We start from the raw sequence: 16059 nt of genomic DNA, 5'->3' as shown, positions 1-16059 counted from the left end.
GGCTCAGGCACCGTCAGCCGACGATCCCCGCGTCGCGCAGCCCCCTGATCTGTTCGTCCGTCAGCCCGAGTCCGGCGAGAACCGTGTCGGTGTGCTGGCCGAGTGCGGGGACCGGGCGCATCGGCAGCTCGACATCCCGGAAGTTCATCGGCGGCAGGAGCCCTCGCACCACGCCCGCTTCGGTTTCCACCTCACGCCATCGATCCCGGGCGGTGACCTGCGGGTGTTCGATGAGTCCGCGCAGGTCCCGCAGCTGAGCCGCGGGAATGCCGGCCGCCGCGAGCTTCTCGTCCAGGTCGGCGCTCGCGAAACAGCTCGTCGCGTCACCGACCAGTTTGTCGACCTCGTGGCGGCGGCGTACACGTTCGACGTTCGTGGAATACCTCGGATCGTGTGCCAGTTCGGGCATTCCCAGCACCTCGGTCACCAACGTCCGCCACCCGCGGTCGTTCTGCACACCGATGAGGATCTCGCCGTCCGACGTGGGGTACTTGTCGTAAGGGGCAATCGACGTGTGCGCCAGGCCCATGCGGGGAACCTGCCGGTCCTGGTACATCTGCAGGTACATCGGGTAGCCCAGCCACTCCGCCGTCGCATCGAACATCGACACGTCGATCGTCGCGCCGACCCCCGTGCGATGCCTGCGCAGCAGAGCCGCCTGGATCGCGGTCAACGCGTACATTCCGGCCGCGATGTCCGACGTCGGGATTCCCGTCTTCACAGCCGTCTCGGGCGTCCCCGTGATCGAGCACAGGCCGGTCTCCGATTGGACCAGCAGGTCATAGGCCTTACGGTCGCGCATCGGCCCCTCGGCGCCGTACCCGGACATGTTCACCACGACCAGTTCCGGGTGGCCGGCCCGGAGCATGTCGGCGCCGAGTCCGAGACGTTCGGCGGCGCCGGGCGCGAGATTCTGGAGGAACACGTCCGCACCGGCGATCAGTGACGTGACGGCGTCGATACCGGCCGGGGACTTCAGATCCACCGCGAACGACTCCTTGCCGCGGTTGAGCCAGACGAAATGCGCGGCGAGGCCTAGCACCGCACTGTCGTAGTCGCGCGCGAAATCGCCGTCGCCCACCCGTTCGACCTTCACCACCCGGGCGCCCAGATCCGCCAGGTGCCGGGTAGCGAGAGGTGCCGCGACGGCCTGCTCGAGGCTCACCACCGTCAGCCCTTCGAGCGGCAGTTCGGCCGCTGCCCCCGCGTGTGACGGGTCCGGTCGATTCTTCGTCACGGGGACGTCCTTTCGTGGGGCCACGCGTCAGCCGGTGGGACCGTCGGTGACGAGCGGCCAGAGTTCGTCCGAGCCGACCGCAGTGCACAGGATCTCCGCGTCCCAGGACGCCACCGTTCCGAACTCACTGCGCCAGGAGAGGATTCGGTTTGCGTGGCGGTGCAGTTCGTGCTCCATCGTGAAGCCGATCGCGCCCAGAGCCTGATGCGCGTTCCGCACGATCACCGCTGCCGCGTGTCCGCTGCACGACGCCGCGGCAGCAATGGCGAACCGGGTCCGGGCGCTGTCGAATCCGTGGTCGACCACAGCGTCGACAGCGGCATCGGTAGCGGCACGGGCGAGCGCTGATTCCGCGGCGAGGTCGGCGACCAGCGCCTGGACCGCCTGGAACTTTCCGATGGCGCGGCCGAATTGCACGCGCGCGCTGGTGTGCTCGACGACGAGTTCGAGGATTCTGTCCATCGCACCGACCGACGCGAGGACCCGGATGAGTGCGCCTCGATACCGGAACTCCTCGACGAGTGTCCGGGGTACCTCGATACCGGACAACTCGGAGGTCTCCACCTGGATGTGGTCGCGTGGTTCGCTCGCCAGGTTCACCGATTCGGTCAGTTCGAGGTCAGCGCGGGCAACCTCCGCGACCCGCCAGGACGCGTCGGCGTCCGGCCACAGTACGACGACCGTGTCGGCGAACCGTGCCCACGGCACGTGCCGGGCGCTCCCGTTCTCGTCGAGTACGGCTGCCGTGCGGACCGCCGGACCGACACCGAGACCGGCCTGTTCGAGCAACCACCCTGCGAGCAAGTCGTTCTCTCCCACCGGTACCGCGGCCGCGGAAGCACCCGCGGCACCGAGAAGCAGCGCCGCCTCGGCCCAGCCCGCGCCGCTGCCACCGTCGGTTTCGCTCCCGGTCAATCGGTCGAGACCGAGTTCGCCGAGGGTCTGCCACAGCGGGCGGTCGAATTCGACGACCTCTCCGATGCGGTGGTCGTCCCCGGCGGTGAACACCTCGGAGAGCATCTGCGCGAAATCGCGCAATTCGGGGGACTCCGTCATCGCATTCCCAATCCTCGTGCGATGACCCCGCGCAGGATCTCGCTGGTTCCGCCGCGCAGCGTGAAGCCCGGCCGTTGCATGACGCCGGCCCGGACGAGCCGGCGGAGCTGGTCGTCGGATGCGGTGTAGCCCGCGATCTCGTCGGCGAGGTCGGCGAGATCTCCCTCCGTCTTGGTACCCAGCACCTTGACCACCGACGCCGCGAGTTCCGCATTCTCACCACGCTCGAGTGATTCCGACACCGCGGTGGACATGTGGTGCAGGCCCACCATGCGCGCGATCGTGGCACCGATCCTGGTGTCGGGCTCGAGAACACAGTCGGCAACGGACCGTACGAGACCGTCCAGCACACCGAAGGTGGACAGGAACCGTTCCGGCCCGCTCCGTTCGTACCCGAGTTCGCTCGTCACCTGTTCCCAGCCTGCGCCGACCGTCCCGAGCACGAGATCGTCGGGGACGAAGACGTCGTCGAGGAGCACCTCGTTGAAGTGGTGGTCGCCGGACATCGACATGATCGGCCGGATCGTCACGCCGGGGGAGTCGAGCAGGACGATGAACTGGCTCAGGCCGTCGTGGCGGTGGGCAGGGTCGAGCGGGGCGGAGCGCGCCAGCGCGAAGAACGCATCGGCGTGGTGGGCGCCCGAGGTCCACAGTTTGGTTCCGCTGAGCCTCCAGCCGCCGTCGACCTGCGTCGCTTTCGTCTTCACACCGGCGAGGTCGGAACCCGAGTCGGGCTCGGACATGCCGATGGCCCAGCAGATCTCACCCGCTGCGATCCCGGGGAGAAACCGCTGCTTCTGTTCCTCCGTGCCGTATTTCAGCAACGACGGCGCCGCCTGGCGGTCGGCCACCCAGTGCGCCGCCACCGGAGCACCGACCGCAAGAAGTTCCTCCGTGACGACGAACCGCTCCATGAACGTCCGGCCGTGGCCCCCGTACTCGACCGGAATCGTCATGCCGACCCATCCCTGCGCGGCAAGGCTGCGGGAGAACTCGGTGTTCCACCGCGTCAGCCACGTGTCGACACCGGGCGTGAACGTCCCCGCGTCGACCTGTTCCTTCAGGAAGGCCCGGACGCGTGCGCGCAGTTCGGACAGTGCGGCATCCTCGGGTCCGGCTTTCGGCACCAATCGTGTGCTCATCGTCCATCTCTTCCATTGCTCACCGGCACCGGAACACCGCCCGGGCACAGCAGATTCAAGGACAGTTCTGCGTATCGTTCCGCGATCACCTGCGGCGTATCCGGACCTGTGGGGTCGTACCAGTTCGCGATCGCGGACGTCATCGCCAGGATCGACCGGCGGCAGTCGTCTGGGTAGCGGGTCGTGAACACACCCTCCTCGATTCCGGCGTCGATGATGTCCCGGATCCGGCGTCGCCCGGCCCGTCGTCGTTCCTCGTACAGTCGCGCGCCTTCCGGTTCGAGGTTACGCACCTCGGTGGCGATCATCCGGGCATGATCGGGAAACTGCGTACGGAACGCGACGTTACCCCGCACGAAAGCGCGCAGTTGCTCTGTCGCATCGTCACCGGACTCGGCGAGTTCGGCATCGCACACGGCGTCGTACGTGTCCACACCATCCATCAGCGTGGCGAGAAGCAACTCCTGTTTGTTCTTGTAGTGGTAGTACAGCGCCGACAGGCTGACACCGGCCTCGTGCGCGATCGTGCGAATCGACGACGAGCCGTACCCGTTCCGAACGAACTCCCTCCGGCCGGCTTCGATGAATATCCGTTGCTTCGCCGACGGTGCTCTCACGACGGGACCCCGGAGTCGCCGTACCTCGCGATGAGTTCGCGGAGTTCACCTTTGACCATCTTTCCGGTCGGTGTGCGCGGAAGCCCGTCCACGACGCGAACCTGCCTCGGGCACTTGAAGCGAGACAATCGTTCCCGGCAGAACTCGAGGATCTCGCGCTCCGGATCGTCACTGTCCACGACGTGCGGGGAAAGCTGCACGAACGCCTCGACGCGCTCGCCGAGATCGGCATCGGGCACGCCTACGACCGCGACGTCGTGAACGAGGGGGTGCAGCGCCAGAACGCTCTCGACTTCCTGCGGATAGATATTGACGCCGCCCGAGATGATCGTGAAGTTCTCACGACCGGTGAGGAACAGGACATCGTCGTCGTCCAGGTATCCGAGATCACCTGTTGTAAACCAGAATTCCCGGAACGGGTGTCGGGCGGACGCGGTCTTGACCGGATCCTTGTGGTATTCGAAGGAGAAGTCGCGGCGCTCGAAGTACACGGTCCCGATCTCTCCGGCCGGGAGCACCCGACCGGCTTCGTCGCAGATCCGTGCGAGCCCCAGAGTGCCCGGTCCCCCGGTCCGGCCGACACATCCGGGTTTACGGAGCCACTCCTGCGGGGTGACCACCGTACTGCCGATCGCCTCGGTCGCGGAGTAGTACTCGTAGACGATCTCACCCCACCACCGCATGAGTTCCTGTTTGACCTCGACCGGGCACGGCGCCGCGGAGTGGAGCGCATACCGCATCGACGACAGGTCGTACCGGTCACGCACCTCGCGTGGGAGTTTCAGCAGCCGCACGAAATGAGTGGGAACCCATTGACTGTGGGTGACTCGATAGCGCTCGATGCAGTCGAGTGCGAGTTCCGGTTCGAACCGTTCCATGAGCACTACGGTCCCCCCGAGCGCCTGGGTCGACACGCTGTAGCGCAAGGGTGCCGAGTGGTAGATCGGCGCAGGCGAGAGGTACACCGAGTCTTCGCCGAAGCCGAAGCCGCGCACCGTCTTCAGGAGCGGCGGACCGGGCTCGTCCTCGATCCGGGCGCCGGTGAGCGGAGGCTTGATTCCCTTCGGCCTCCCGGTGGTACCCGAGGAATACAGCATGTCGCTGCCACGCGGCTGATCCGCCGGTGGTTCGGTGGGCAATCCCGCAATTTCGTCCTCGTACACGAGGTGCCCCGTGATCGGACCGGAGAAGGCGAGCCGGTGCGCCACTTTGGGCGTGAGCGCGACGATCTCTTCGGCGAGTGGTGCGAGTGGCGCCGAGACCGCCAGTACCGTTGCGTCACAGTCGTCGACGATGTACCCGGCCTCCGCGGCGGACAGATGCGAGTTGACGAACGTGATGTATGCCCCGGATCGCAATGCTCCCCAGTACAGTTCGAATACCGAGGCGTCGTTGACCGACAACACGGCGATATGATCGCCGGCTCCGACACCGTGGGCGCGGAGCCAATGCGCGAACCGGACCGATGAGTCCTCGAGCTGACGGTAGGTGATCGTCCGGCCCGTCGCGACCTCGTGCACGGCGGGCCGATCCGGTTCCGCGGCTGCGTATCGGCCCGGATACATCCCTAGAGCCCCAGATCCTTCGAGATGATCGTCTTCATCACTTCGCTGGTGCCGCCGTAGATTCGGGTGACGCGGGTGTCCGCGTACAGGCGGGCGATGGGGTACTCGGTGATGTACCCGTAGCCGCCGTGCAATTGGAGACACTTGTCGATCACGCGCCCGGCGACCTCGGTGCAGAACAGTTTTGCACGAGCGGCATCGGCGACGCTCAGTTCCTTGCGGTCGAGAAGTTCGAGACAGTGGTCGACGTAGACGCGGGCGGCCTGGGTCTCCGCGGAGCACTCGGCGAGGACGAATTTGGTGTTCTGGAACGCGGCGACCGGCTTCCCGAAAACTTTGCGGTCCCTGGTGTACGCGAGTGCGTGGGCAATCGCGGCTTCGGCGAATCCGACCTGGTTGAGCGCGATACTCAATCGCTCCTGCGGCAGGTTGTGGGTGAGGTATCCGAAGCCGGCACCCTCCTCGCCGAGAAGGTTTTCGACGGGAACGCGAACGTCGTTGTACGACAGTTCGGCCGTGTCCTGCTGGTGCAGGCCGATCTTGTCGAGTTTGCGCCCGACGGAGAATCCTTCGGTGTCGGTGGGCACGGCGATGATCGACAGTCCCCCTCGACGGTTCTCCGGGTCGAACGGCGAAGTCCGGCACACCGTGAGGATCAGGTCGGCCGTCACCCCGCCCGTGATGAAGGTCTTCGCTCCGTTGACGATGTAGTGCGAGCCGTCGTCCGACAACTTTGCGGTGGTCGCGATGTTGGCGAGGTCGGAACCGGTACCCGGTTCGGTCATTGCGATGGCCGTCATGATCGAGCCGTCCGCGAAGCCCGGAAGCCAGCGCTTCTTCTGCTCCTCGGTGGCGTATTCGAGCAGGTACGGCAGGATCAGGCACGCATGAACGGTGTACGAGCCGAACGAGACTCCGGCGCGGGCCACCTCTTCGAACACGATGGTGTTGTAGACGAAGCTCGATTCTCCGCCCCCACCGAACTCCTCGGGTACCTGGATGCCCAGAACGCCGAGTTCACCGAGCCGGGTGAAGAATTCGCGCGGGGGACGTCCGAGTTCGTCCCACTCCTCGCGGTGCGGAACGACTTCCTTTTCGATGAAGTCCCGCAACATCTTCCGGAATTGCTCGTGCTCTTTGGTCATGATCGTGCGTTGCATGGTGCGTCCTTCGAACGGCGCTGAGGCGGGTCAGTTACCCGTGAAGTTGCCCGGGCGGCGTTCGAGGAACGCGGAGAGGGCCTCACGGTGGTCTTGGGTGTGGTGTGACAGTGCTTGCAGGGAGGCAGAGAGTTCGAGCAGGGTATCGAGGTCCACGCGCTGGCCCTCGCGGAGAAGCTTTTTCGTCATGCGCAGCGCGTTCGGCGGATTGACCGCGACCCGCGCGGCCAGTGCGTTCGCCGCCCCGAGCAGTTCTTCGGGTTCGACGACCTGCGACACCATGCCCCATTCGAGTGCGGTCGCGGCGTCCACGCGATCTCCGGTGAACGCCATTTCGGCGGCGCGGGCAGCACCGACCGCGCGGGGCAGCAGCCACGCGCCGCCGTCACCGGGGATGATGCCGAGCTTGACAAAACTTTCGGCGAAGAACGCCTTCGTGGAGGCAATTCGCATGTCGCACATCATCGCCAGGTCGCACCCCGCGCCGACGGCCGGGCCGTTGACGGCAGCGATGATCGGTACCTCGCAGTGGTAGATCGCTTTGGGCAGCCGCTGGATGCCGCGGCGGTAACCCTCCCGGAGCGCGTGCGGCGCGCCCGCGAACATTCCGGCGCGCTCGTCCATGTCCTTGACGTTGCCGCCCGCGGAGAAGGCGCTTCCGGCACCGGTGAGGACCACCACGCGGGTCTCGATGTCGTTGTTCGCTTCGTCGACCAGATACACGAGGCGCTCGACGACGTCGTCTCCCGAGATCGGGTTGCGGGCATCGGGAAGGTTGATCGTCCACGTGACGACGTTTCCGTTGCGCTCACTGAGTACGACGTCCTGCGCTGTCGTCATAGGGGTCGTGGTCCTTCCGTCGCCGAGGTGGCCCGAACCGTGATTTGGTCGAACGATCGTTAAACTACGGACACGGCACGCGACTGTAAAGACCCCGAGCGGTGTCCGGTCAGTCGGGCAGGCTCATGCCCGATTCGGCGATTCGTATGCGAACTTCGTCGGGGAAGACGTTGCGGAACACGAACGGATCCCGGCCCAGGACCCATCCGGGCGCGAGCGCCGTGGCGTACCGCTCGAAGTACCCGAGTTGTTTTCCGAAGAGGACGAGTTCCTCGGGGCTCGAGGTGTTCCATTCGCGGCCGAGCGACACGAGAGCGCCGATCAACTCGCTCAGACGCAACTCCCCCATGTCCCGGCCGAGCAGCGGCCCGAAGGTGTCGGCCACTTGCCGGCCCACCTCCACATCGTCGAGGTCGAGATCCGCCGCGACACCCAGCGCCCGCACACTGCGGGCCACCTCGGTGAAATCTCCCTCGAGCAGTGCGGCCCGGAACAGCGAGCGGAGCAACTCGCGCCATTTCTCGGGCAACTCGCCGACGATCCCGAAGTCGAGCAGCGCGACCCGGCCGTCGTCGAGGAGCCAGAGATTTCCCGCGTGCACGTCCCCGTGGAACGGCCCGTGGCACAGCACCGCCTCGATCCACACCTTCACTCCCCGTCGCACGAGCAGCGCGGTGTCGATACCGTCCTGCCCCGGGACGACACGGTCGAGCGGTCGGCCGCTGAGCCGTTCCATGCAGATCACACGCGGGCCGCACCAGTCCCAGTACACCTCGGGGACCGTCACGAATCTGTTGTCGCCGAAGGCCGCGATGTTGCGCCGGAACCGGTCCTGCCGGTCCGCCTCGACCGTGGCGTTGAGTTCGGTCATGGTCGCGTTGTAGAGGTCGCGGATGATCGCGGGCGTGTTCGCGATGCGAAAGAACTCGAATACCTGCAACATTCGTGCGCCGACATACGCGGCACGGAGGTCGACGAGCATACGATGCGCGACCCCGGGGCGCTGCACCTCCCCCACCGCACGGCGCCCGCCGCGCCGCACGCCGCCGGGACCCGGCGCGCGGGAAGCCGCGGCGAGCGGCACGTCCTCGAACGACAGGAACATCTCGTCGATCGGGTGGCCGAGATCCGCTTCGATGACCGCGCGCGCTTCGGCGGACGGAAAGGTGGGGACGTCGTCCAGCATCCGCAGGCAGGCATCCGCGAGAGCGACCGGGAACAGCCCCGGCGACGAGGCGACCAGCTGGCCGAGCTTCACGAAAGTGGGCCCGAGGTGCTCGAACGCGTCGACCGTTCCGTGCGCGGCAGCAGCGACAACGCCGCGGCCACGCGGACGGACAACCCAGCGCAGTACCGCCCACAGCACGAACGTCACGAGAACGACGCCCACCACCACGGCGCGGCCGAGTTCGGCGAGCCCGAATCGGTCGAGCGGTGGCCGGTCGACCCGCAGGGCCTCGGGTGACGGGCCGCCCGAACACGGCCCCACGGGTCCGCGAGGCGAGGGGTGCGCCTCCCCCACGGTCACCTCCGATGCCTGGTCGCGCAGTGTGTGATCCTGCACCGCGTGCCCCCACTCCTTCACCGACGCGCGCACCCGACGGCGCGGCTGTGAGCACGGTACCCGGAGAGGTGCCCAGGATCGAGAGGCACGAACGCTCGAACGTGAGTTCTCGGGGTATTTCTCAGGGTATTTCTCAGGGTGTTCTGTGTCGGTACCCACGACTACCCTTTGACGGGTAGTCGTTCGGGCCGACGAATCGGAGTGGGTGCGGTATGGCAGAACAACTTCTCCCCGGTCCCCCCGGCGCTGTCGCCGACGAGACCGATTTCATGGGGCTGGCCGAGCCGTTCCGGCGCGAGCTTCTCGCCCATTGTTACCGCATGAGCGGGTCGCTCCACGATGCCGAAGACCTCGTGCAGGAAACGTATCTCCGAGCATGGCGCGGGTACGACAATTTCGGCGGTCGCTCGTCGCTGCGCACATGGTTGCACCGCATCGCGACCAACGTCTGTCTCACTGCGCTCGAGGGTCGGAAACGCCGTCCGCTGCCCACCGGTCTCGGTGCGCCCAGTTCCGACCCCGCAGACGATCTCGTGGTCCGCCAAGAGGTTCCCTGGCTCGAACCCATCCCCGGCACCTACACCGACGACGGGCGGACCGACGATCCGTCCGATCCGGCAACGATCGTCGCGTCGCGCGATTCGATCCGGCTCGCCTTCGTCGCGGCGCTGCAGCATCTGTCCGCACGGCAACGCGCGGTGCTCCTGCTGCGCGATGTCCTGCAGTGGCGCGCGGCCGAGGTTGCCACGGCGCTCGACACGTCGACATCCGCGGTCAACAGTCTGCTCCAGCGTGCCCGCGCGCAGTTGAAAGATGCTCAGGTCACGTCCGATCGGCCGACCGAACCCGAGAGCGCGGAGGCCAAGGCCCTCGTGGAGCGGTGGGTCGAAGGGTTCGAGAAGTACGACATCGACTCGCTCGTCGACATGCTCACGAAGGACGCGATCTGGGAGATGCCGCCGTTCGACGGCTGGTACCAGGGCGCCGACGCCATCGTCACCCTCATCAAGCTCAATTGTCCGGCGAAGGGCCCCGGCGACCAGGTCATGCTGCCCACAACCGCAAACGGTCAGCCTGCGCTCGGGCTCTACATGCGCGGGGAGGACGGCGTGCACCGCCCTTTTCAGCTCCAGGTTCTCGACATTGTCGGCGGGAAAGTCGCGCATGCCACGGCCTTCTTCGCCGATGACACCACCGCCCTGTTTGCCCGGTTCGGCCTGCCGGCGTTCCCGACGACCCGAAGCTGAGACACATTTCCGCACCGTGCCCCGACCGCGCGCAGCGGCTACCCGAGACACCCGGTGATCGGTGCCCCTGATAGAGAAGGGGACATGATCACCGACGCGGCGCCGTTCCCGCTCGACCGACCCACCACGTTCACAGGCATCGGCCTGTCGATCACAGGCGACAACGAGATAGCGGTATCGCAGCCCGTCGGTCCCCGCTACCTCGACCACCGTGGACAGACGACCATCGGCTCGGTCGGTGTGCTCACCGACGTGTCCGTGGGTGCGGCTGTCGCAGTCGCGCGGTTGCACGCCACCGGTGAACGACCACAGTCCGTGATGTCCCAGATCACCGCGTCGACGGCCCACCCGTTCCCCGTCACGGGGGCAGTCTCGGGACGTGGCCGCAGCGTCTACTTCGACGACACCACCGGACTGGCAGAAGCGACCCTGTTCGACGACGACGGCAACCCCGTGATGCACCTGACCGGACGGTCGATCGTGGTGGGACGCGCACCGTCCGACGCACTTCGCGCGCCGGATGTCACTCACGCCGCTGCCACCGGCACCGAGCCCGGGCCGTGCGCGGACCCCGGCGTACTCGCCGAACTGGGTGGTCTCGAGATCGTCGCCGGTATCGCCGCGGAGACCGTGCCCCGTGGCCCGTTGGCGGAACTACTGGGACTGACCCTCACCGCCGTCGAGCACGGCACGGTGCAGGGCGAGATCGTCCCGCTCGCATGGATGGCCAATCCGATCGCCTCCGTCCACGGCGGCGTGCTCATGTCGATGGCGGAGATCGTGTCCGGTCTGGCCGCACAGACCCTCACCGGCGTCGGCGGCCGATACCGGCTTCTCCAGATCAGTGCCGACTATCTGCGTTCCCCTGCCGCACCGGGCCCTGCCGTGCAGATCAAGTCGGAGGTAACCCGCGCCGGGCGCCGCCTCGCCTCGATCGAGACGGTGATCTGCGGTGCGGACGGCACCGTGTATGTGCGTGCCCGTGCGAACGCTCAGCTCTTCCCCGGCGTCTAGGCGGTACGGCGTCGCCAGGACCGGGACCGTGTGATCACCCGGCTCGGCGTGCCGCCGCCACGGCTGTCGCGCCGAGGCGGGGGAAACGCCCGTCGGAGATTGTCGTGAACGTGTTACCCAGCCGATTCGTGACGAACGCGACCGACAGTCCCGTCTCGGGATCGGCGAAGGCCCCGGACCCGCCGAAGCCGTAGTGACCCACGGATCGGAGCGGCTGATGCCTCGAGGCAACCCAGCCCGGGTGATACCCGAGACGCCAGTTGGCCCGGATTCCGAGTACGTAATCGCGGCCTCGGGTCTGAACCTCGGTCAACTGCCGGACGGTGTCTTCCTCCAGGAAGCGGACATCGTCGATCGCCCCGCCGCAGGCGAGGGCCGCGTACATCCGGGCCAGCGCCCGGGCGGTGAAAACGCCGTTCCAGCCCGGCATCACGGAATCGTGCGCCCGGGGGCTTCGCATCAACTCGTCGAATCCCTCGGCCATGCCGGCCTCGGCGAGTCCACGCAGACCGGGTGTCCTGGCGAGTACCGCGCCTGCGGTGGCCCACGGGGCGGGCAGAAAATTGATCTTGGGGAAGACTCGCGCGATGCGATGACGCTGGTCCTGCGGCACCCGGTACCAGAACTCATCCATTCCGAGCGGCTCGGCAATTTCGGTGCGGACGAGTTCCTCGAACGATTTCCCGGACGCGCGCGCCGCTACCTCCGCAACGAGGTTTCCGTAGGTGACGGCGTGATAGCCGGGTCCGGCCAAGCGACGCGGGTCCGGCGGCGCGGCGGCGAGCGCAGCAGCGACGGCCTCGGAGTCGAGCAACCCGAAGCGCCCCGGAACGAGTCCCCGCGCCTTGTGCAGCCCGGCGCGGTGGGACATCAGCTCGCGAACGGTGATGGCGTCCTTGCCCGCGGCGGCGAACTCCGGCCAGTACTGCGCCACGGGGCTGTCGTACTTGACGAGCCCTCGCTCGGCGAGGCGGTGGAGAACCGTGCTCGCGACTCCCTTCCCCGTCGAGAAGGACAGCACCACCGTGTCCCGTTTCCACCGCTTGTCGCGGGCGGCCCACCCGGCCCAGATGTCGAGAACGCATTCGCCGTGCAGGTAACACGTCAGTGCACCGCCACCTTGACCGGGCGAAAAGAACATCCGGAAGAACTGATCCGCGACCGGCATGAAGCGCGGGTCGACCACCATCTGCGTGGCCGGTATGTCGTTCTCGGTCATGCCACCCGTGCTCCTAGCGCTACCGTCGCGAACCGCTGTCCCCCGCACGATCGTAGGAGCCGCGCACCACGGGCGTGGAGGTTCTCCGCGTTCGGGTGGGCGTCTGCACCTCCCGGGGAATCGGTGTAAGGATGGAGCCCATGACCATCGCGCCACATTCGGAGATCCGCTCCGGCATCGATCTCGAACATGTCGACGAGCACGTCCGGCCCCAGGACGACCTGTTCGAGCACGTCAGCGGGCGATGGCTCGCCGAACACGAGATTCCGGCCGATCGCGCTCTCGACGGCGCGTTCCGCACGCTCGCCGACAAAGCCGAGGTCGACGTCCGGTCGATCATCGAGGAGGCTGCGGCGTCGAGCGCCGAACCCGGCACCGATGCGCAGAAGATCGGTGACCTGTTTGCGAGTTTCATGGATATCGATTCGATCGAGGCCGCGGGCATGGCTCCGATCTCCGCGGAACTGGCTGCGATCGCGGGCGCGCCCGATCGCGCTGCACTCGCGTCAGTCCTCGGCGAACTTCAGCGAGTCGGTGTCAGCGGGGCGCTCGCGCACTACGTGGACACCGACTCGAAGAACTCGCAGCGTTATCTGATCCACGTCGCGCAGGGCGGACTCGGCCTTCCCGACGAGTCGTACTACCGGGAGGAGCGGTACGCCGCCATCCGCGACTCGTACACCGGGCACATCGGCCGTATGTTCACCCTCGCCGGCCTCGACCACGACCCTGCGCGGGTGGTCGCTCTGGAGACCGCGCTTGCTGCCGGGCACTGGGATGTCGTCACACGCCGCGACGCCGACCTGACCTACAACCTGGTCACGCTCGAATCGTTGATCGCCGATCTGCCCGGGTTCGAGTGGACGGACTGGATCACGGCCACCGGTGCCACCGCCGGGCAATGGTCCGAGATCGTCGTGCGGCAGCCCAGTTTCCTCGAGGTGTTCACGCAGTTGTGGACCGACCAGTCGCTCGACGACTGGAAGGCGTGGGCGGCATGGCGGGTGCTTCGGGCACGTGCCCCGTACCTTTTCTCGGCAATCGTCGACGAGAACTTCGCGTTCTACGGACGCGAACTCACCGGCGCTCAGGAGATCCGCGCTCGGTGGAAGCGCGGCGTGTCGCTGGTGCAGGACCTGCTCGGTGAGGCCGTCGGCAAGATCTACGTCGAGCGGCATTTCCCTGCCGAGGCGAAGACCCGGATGCAGGTGCTCGTCGACAACCTCACAGAGGCGTACCGGCAGAGCATCACCGACCTCGAGTGGATGAGCCCGGAGACCCGCGGGGCGGCACTGCGCAAGCTCGACAAGTTCACCCCCAAGGTCGGGTATCCGGACAGGTGGCGGGACTATTCGGCGGTGTCCATCGCTGCCGACGACCTCGTCGGCAATTACCGCAGCGGGTATGCCGCGGAGTACGACCGCGATCTCGCTAAACTCGGCGGTCCGGTCGATCGTGACGAGTGGTTCATGACCCCACAGACGGTCAATGCCTACTACAACCCGGGAATGAACGAGATCGTCTTCCCGGCAGCGATTCTGCAGCCCCCGTTCTTCGATCTCCACGCCGACGACGCCGCGAACTACGGCGGGATCGGTGCGGTGATCGGGCACGAGATCGGACACGGATTCGACGACCAGGGTGCCAAGTACGACGGGGACGGAAACCTCGAGAATTGGTGGACCGACTCGGATCGTGAGGAATTCGGTAAGCGCACCGCAGAACTGATCGCGCAGTACGACACGTTCGAGCCGAAGGCGTTGCCCGGACATCACGTCAACGGGAAGTTCACGATCGGCGAGAACATCGGCGATCTCGGCGGCCTCTCGATCGCCCTGAAGGCGTACGCGATCGCACTCGACGGCCGCCCTGCGCCCGTCATCGACGGGCTGACCGGACTGCAGCGCGTGTTCTTCGGCTGGGCTCAGGTGTGGCGCACCAAGGTCCGCGACGAAGAGGCGCTCCGCCGACTCGCCGTCGATCCGCATTCGCCGCCCGAGTTCCGGTGCAACGGGGTCGTCCGGAACATCGACGAGTTCTACCGGGCGTTCGACGTGCGGGAAGGCGACGGCCTCTACCTCGACCCGTCGGAGCGCGTGAAAATCTGGTGATCGATACGCGAAAGCCCCCATGTTCTTTCCGAACATGGGGGCTTTCGTGGTGTCGTCAGCCGAGGTGCGAGCTGGGCACCGGGACGCCGCGCGCGTGGAACCACGGGATGGGGTCGGTCTTGACGCCGTTGGGCAGCCACACTTCGTAGTGGAGGTGCGGTCCGGTGGACTGGCCGCGGTTACCCATCGTCGCGATCACGTCGCCGGCACGCACGTGCTGACCGACCGAGACCAGGGACTGGTCGATGTGCCCGAACACTCCGATCGTTCCGTCGTCCTGAGCGATGCGAACCCACAGTCCGAATCCCGTGGCCGGGCCGGTCTCGATCACGACACCGTCGGTCACCGACACGATGGGGGTACCGATCGAGTTGGCGATGTCGATGCCGTTGTGGTTGGTGCCCCACCGCGCGCCGAAGCCGGAGGTGAGAGTGCCCGCGGCGGGGAACGCCAGTGCGGGGCGACGCGCGGCCTCTTCGCGTGCGGCCTGTTCGGCTGCCTCGCGGGCGAGCCGATCGGCTTCCTCGTGCGCGATACGATCGGCCTCGGCCTGGAGGGCGGCGGCTTCGTCGGCGATCCGCTGTGCGTCACGCTCCGACGCACGCCGCAACTTCTCGGCGTAGTCGGTGGACTCGAACCCGGGGACAGTCAGGACCTGGGGTGCGGTGGACAGTGCGGTCGTCGCGATGCCCGTCCATGCCGGGCCGGTCTCCAGGCGGGACGGTCCGCCCGCAGCGTTCGCCGCTGTGGTTCCGCCGGCGGTGACGGCACCGGTCACGAGGACCACGGCTGCCCAACGGCCGACACGTGCGGCCGTGGTGAGGCCGTGGGATGCACGGGTGGCGTGGTCGAGGTGTTCCGAAGTGTGTGACAAAGCTGCGATCCCTCTTGGTCGTCCCCTGATAACGAACTGATTACGAGATCATCACGATAGCGCCGATTTTACGGATTTCCGGCGCGGCGTCTTGACACGATCGTTGTAAAAAGTGGCTCAGGTTACGAAAAAGAGATCTCTCCAGTCACACAAACCTCAGTCGGTTCGCGAGGTCTCGGAGGTTTCGGCCGAAAAGTGACCGAGGTCACGCGTCCAACAGGTTTCAGCGCGCCCGATTCATCACTTTTTCGGCTGCTTCCCAGTGCGCGTCGGCTACCCACAGGCGAGCGAAGGCGTCGACGGCTTCGGCCGGAGTCGCCCCGTTCATCACTCGTTTGATCGACGCGGACGAGTCGTTGGCGAGCGCGCGGCCCCGCCCGCGCCCCCCAACGGGCAACCGGACGCCCGGGGGG

Annotated in this window: 13 protein-coding genes and 1 pseudogene; 3 read left to right on the top strand and 11 right to left on the bottom strand. The window is 66.8% G+C overall.

Annotated features, from left to right (window positions below; genetic code table 11):
- Nucleotides 1-13: 13 nt before the first annotated feature.
- The 8 genes from TVH25_RS16950 to TVH25_RS16915 all read right to left on the bottom strand — a co-directional run bounded on the left by TVH25_RS16950 (nucleotide 14) and on the right by TVH25_RS16915 (nucleotide 9145).
- Nucleotides 14-1237, bottom strand: a complete 1224-nt coding sequence (locus TVH25_RS16950; RefSeq protein ID WP_296550722.1) for a CaiB/BaiF CoA transferase family protein — start codon at nucleotides 1235-1237, stop codon at nucleotides 14-16.
- 27 nt (nucleotides 1238-1264) lie between these two features.
- The gene (locus TVH25_RS16945) at nucleotides 1265-2293 is read right to left on the bottom strand and encodes an acyl-CoA dehydrogenase family protein (RefSeq protein WP_296550721.1); all 1029 of its coding nucleotides are present in this window, start codon (nucleotides 2291-2293) and stop codon (nucleotides 1265-1267) included.
- Nucleotides 2290-3435 (bottom strand): acyl-CoA dehydrogenase family protein, encoded by a 1146-nt coding sequence (locus TVH25_RS16940; RefSeq protein ID WP_296550720.1) that lies wholly within the window; start codon nucleotides 3433-3435, stop codon nucleotides 2290-2292. Before TVH25_RS16940 ends, TVH25_RS16945 begins: the two co-directional genes overlap by 4 nt.
- On the bottom strand, nucleotides 3432-4052 hold the full coding sequence (locus tag TVH25_RS16935) for a TetR family transcriptional regulator (RefSeq protein WP_169622070.1): 621 nt from the start codon (nucleotides 4050-4052) through the stop codon (nucleotides 3432-3434). The genes TVH25_RS16940 and TVH25_RS16935 overlap by 4 nt, the downstream gene beginning before the upstream one ends.
- Nucleotides 4049-5617 (bottom strand): AMP-binding protein, encoded by a 1569-nt coding sequence (locus tag TVH25_RS16930; protein WP_422424919.1) that lies wholly within the window; start codon nucleotides 5615-5617, stop codon nucleotides 4049-4051. Before TVH25_RS16930 ends, TVH25_RS16935 begins: the two co-directional genes overlap by 4 nt.
- A 2-nt stretch (nucleotides 5618-5619) precedes the next feature.
- A complete protein-coding gene (locus tag TVH25_RS16925) occupies nucleotides 5620-6777 on the bottom strand; it encodes an acyl-CoA dehydrogenase family protein (protein ID WP_422424918.1) in 1158 nt (385 codons plus the stop codon).
- A 30-nt stretch (nucleotides 6778-6807) separates the two neighbouring features.
- Nucleotides 6808-7617: a crotonase/enoyl-CoA hydratase family protein gene (locus TVH25_RS16920; protein WP_169651522.1), complete on the bottom strand. Its 810-nt coding sequence runs from the start codon at nucleotides 7615-7617 to the stop codon at nucleotides 6808-6810.
- A 109-nt stretch (nucleotides 7618-7726) separates the two neighbouring features.
- The gene (locus tag TVH25_RS16915) at nucleotides 7727-9145 is read right to left on the bottom strand and encodes an ABC1 kinase family protein (protein WP_422424921.1); all 1419 of its coding nucleotides are present in this window, start codon (nucleotides 9143-9145) and stop codon (nucleotides 7727-7729) included.
- A 248-nt stretch (nucleotides 9146-9393) separates the two neighbouring features.
- Between TVH25_RS16915 and TVH25_RS16910 the strand changes: the two genes are divergently transcribed.
- On the top strand, nucleotides 9394-10428 hold the full coding sequence (locus TVH25_RS16910) for a sigma-70 family RNA polymerase sigma factor (protein ID WP_422424917.1): 1035 nt from the start codon (nucleotides 9394-9396) through the stop codon (nucleotides 10426-10428).
- A gap of 84 nt (nucleotides 10429-10512) precedes the next feature.
- Nucleotides 10513-11442 (top strand): PaaI family thioesterase, encoded by a 930-nt coding sequence (locus tag TVH25_RS16905; RefSeq protein WP_169622064.1) that lies wholly within the window; start codon nucleotides 10513-10515, stop codon nucleotides 11440-11442.
- Between the two features lie 34 nt (nucleotides 11443-11476).
- On the opposite strand, the gene TVH25_RS16900 is transcribed toward TVH25_RS16905, so the two are convergent.
- Nucleotides 11477-12661, bottom strand: a complete 1185-nt coding sequence (locus tag TVH25_RS16900) for a serine hydrolase domain-containing protein (protein WP_422424916.1) — start codon at nucleotides 12659-12661, stop codon at nucleotides 11477-11479.
- 140 nt (nucleotides 12662-12801) lie between these two features.
- Between TVH25_RS16900 and TVH25_RS16895 the strand changes: the two genes are divergently transcribed.
- The gene (locus TVH25_RS16895; RefSeq protein ID WP_422424915.1) at nucleotides 12802-14772 is read left to right on the top strand and encodes a M13 family metallopeptidase; all 1971 of its coding nucleotides are present in this window, start codon (nucleotides 12802-12804) and stop codon (nucleotides 14770-14772) included.
- Nucleotides 14773-14827: 55 nt separating this feature from the next.
- Here the strand turns inward: TVH25_RS16895 and TVH25_RS16890 are convergent, their stop codons facing one another.
- Nucleotides 14828-15646: a M23 family metallopeptidase gene (locus tag TVH25_RS16890; RefSeq protein WP_169622061.1), complete on the bottom strand. Its 819-nt coding sequence runs from the start codon at nucleotides 15644-15646 to the stop codon at nucleotides 14828-14830.
- Nucleotides 15647-15869: 223 nt separating this feature from the next.
- Nucleotides 15870-16059, bottom strand: a pseudogene (locus TVH25_RS16885) (enoyl-CoA hydratase/isomerase family protein); the annotation flags it as partial.

It is taken from the genome of Rhodococcus sp. 7Tela_A2, from assembly GCF_049311045.1.
In the GTDB taxonomy this organism is placed as follows: domain Bacteria; phylum Actinomycetota; class Actinomycetes; order Mycobacteriales; family Mycobacteriaceae; genus Rhodococcus.
This window is presented reverse-complemented; position numbering and strand designations above follow the sequence as displayed.

Excerpts from the sequence above, each read along its gene's own strand:
- TVH25_RS16945 (WP_296550721.1), bottom strand. The coding sequence starts at position 2,293 with ATGACGGAGTCCCCCGAATTGCGCGATTTCGCGCAGATGCTCTCCGAG.
- TVH25_RS16930 (WP_422424919.1), bottom strand. The coding sequence starts at position 5,617 with ATGTATCCGGGCCGATACGCAGCCGCGGAACCGGATCGGCCCGCCGTG.
- TVH25_RS16895 (WP_422424915.1), top strand. The coding sequence starts at position 12,802 with ATGACCATCGCGCCACATTCGGAGATCCGCTCCGGCATCGATCTCGAA.
- TVH25_RS16940 (WP_296550720.1), bottom strand. The coding sequence starts at position 3,435 with ATGAGCACACGATTGGTGCCGAAAGCCGGACCCGAGGATGCCGCACTG.
- TVH25_RS16910 (WP_422424917.1), top strand. The coding sequence starts at position 9,394 with ATGGCAGAACAACTTCTCCCCGGTCCCCCCGGCGCTGTCGCCGACGAG.
- TVH25_RS16905 (WP_169622064.1), top strand. The coding sequence starts at position 10,513 with ATGATCACCGACGCGGCGCCGTTCCCGCTCGACCGACCCACCACGTTC.
- TVH25_RS16920 (WP_169651522.1), bottom strand. The coding sequence starts at position 7,617 with ATGACGACAGCGCAGGACGTCGTACTCAGTGAGCGCAACGGAAACGTC.
- TVH25_RS16900 (WP_422424916.1), bottom strand. The coding sequence starts at position 12,661 with ATGACCGAGAACGACATACCGGCCACGCAGATGGTGGTCGACCCGCGC.
- TVH25_RS16925 (WP_422424918.1), bottom strand. The coding sequence starts at position 6,777 with ATGCAACGCACGATCATGACCAAAGAGCACGAGCAATTCCGGAAGATG.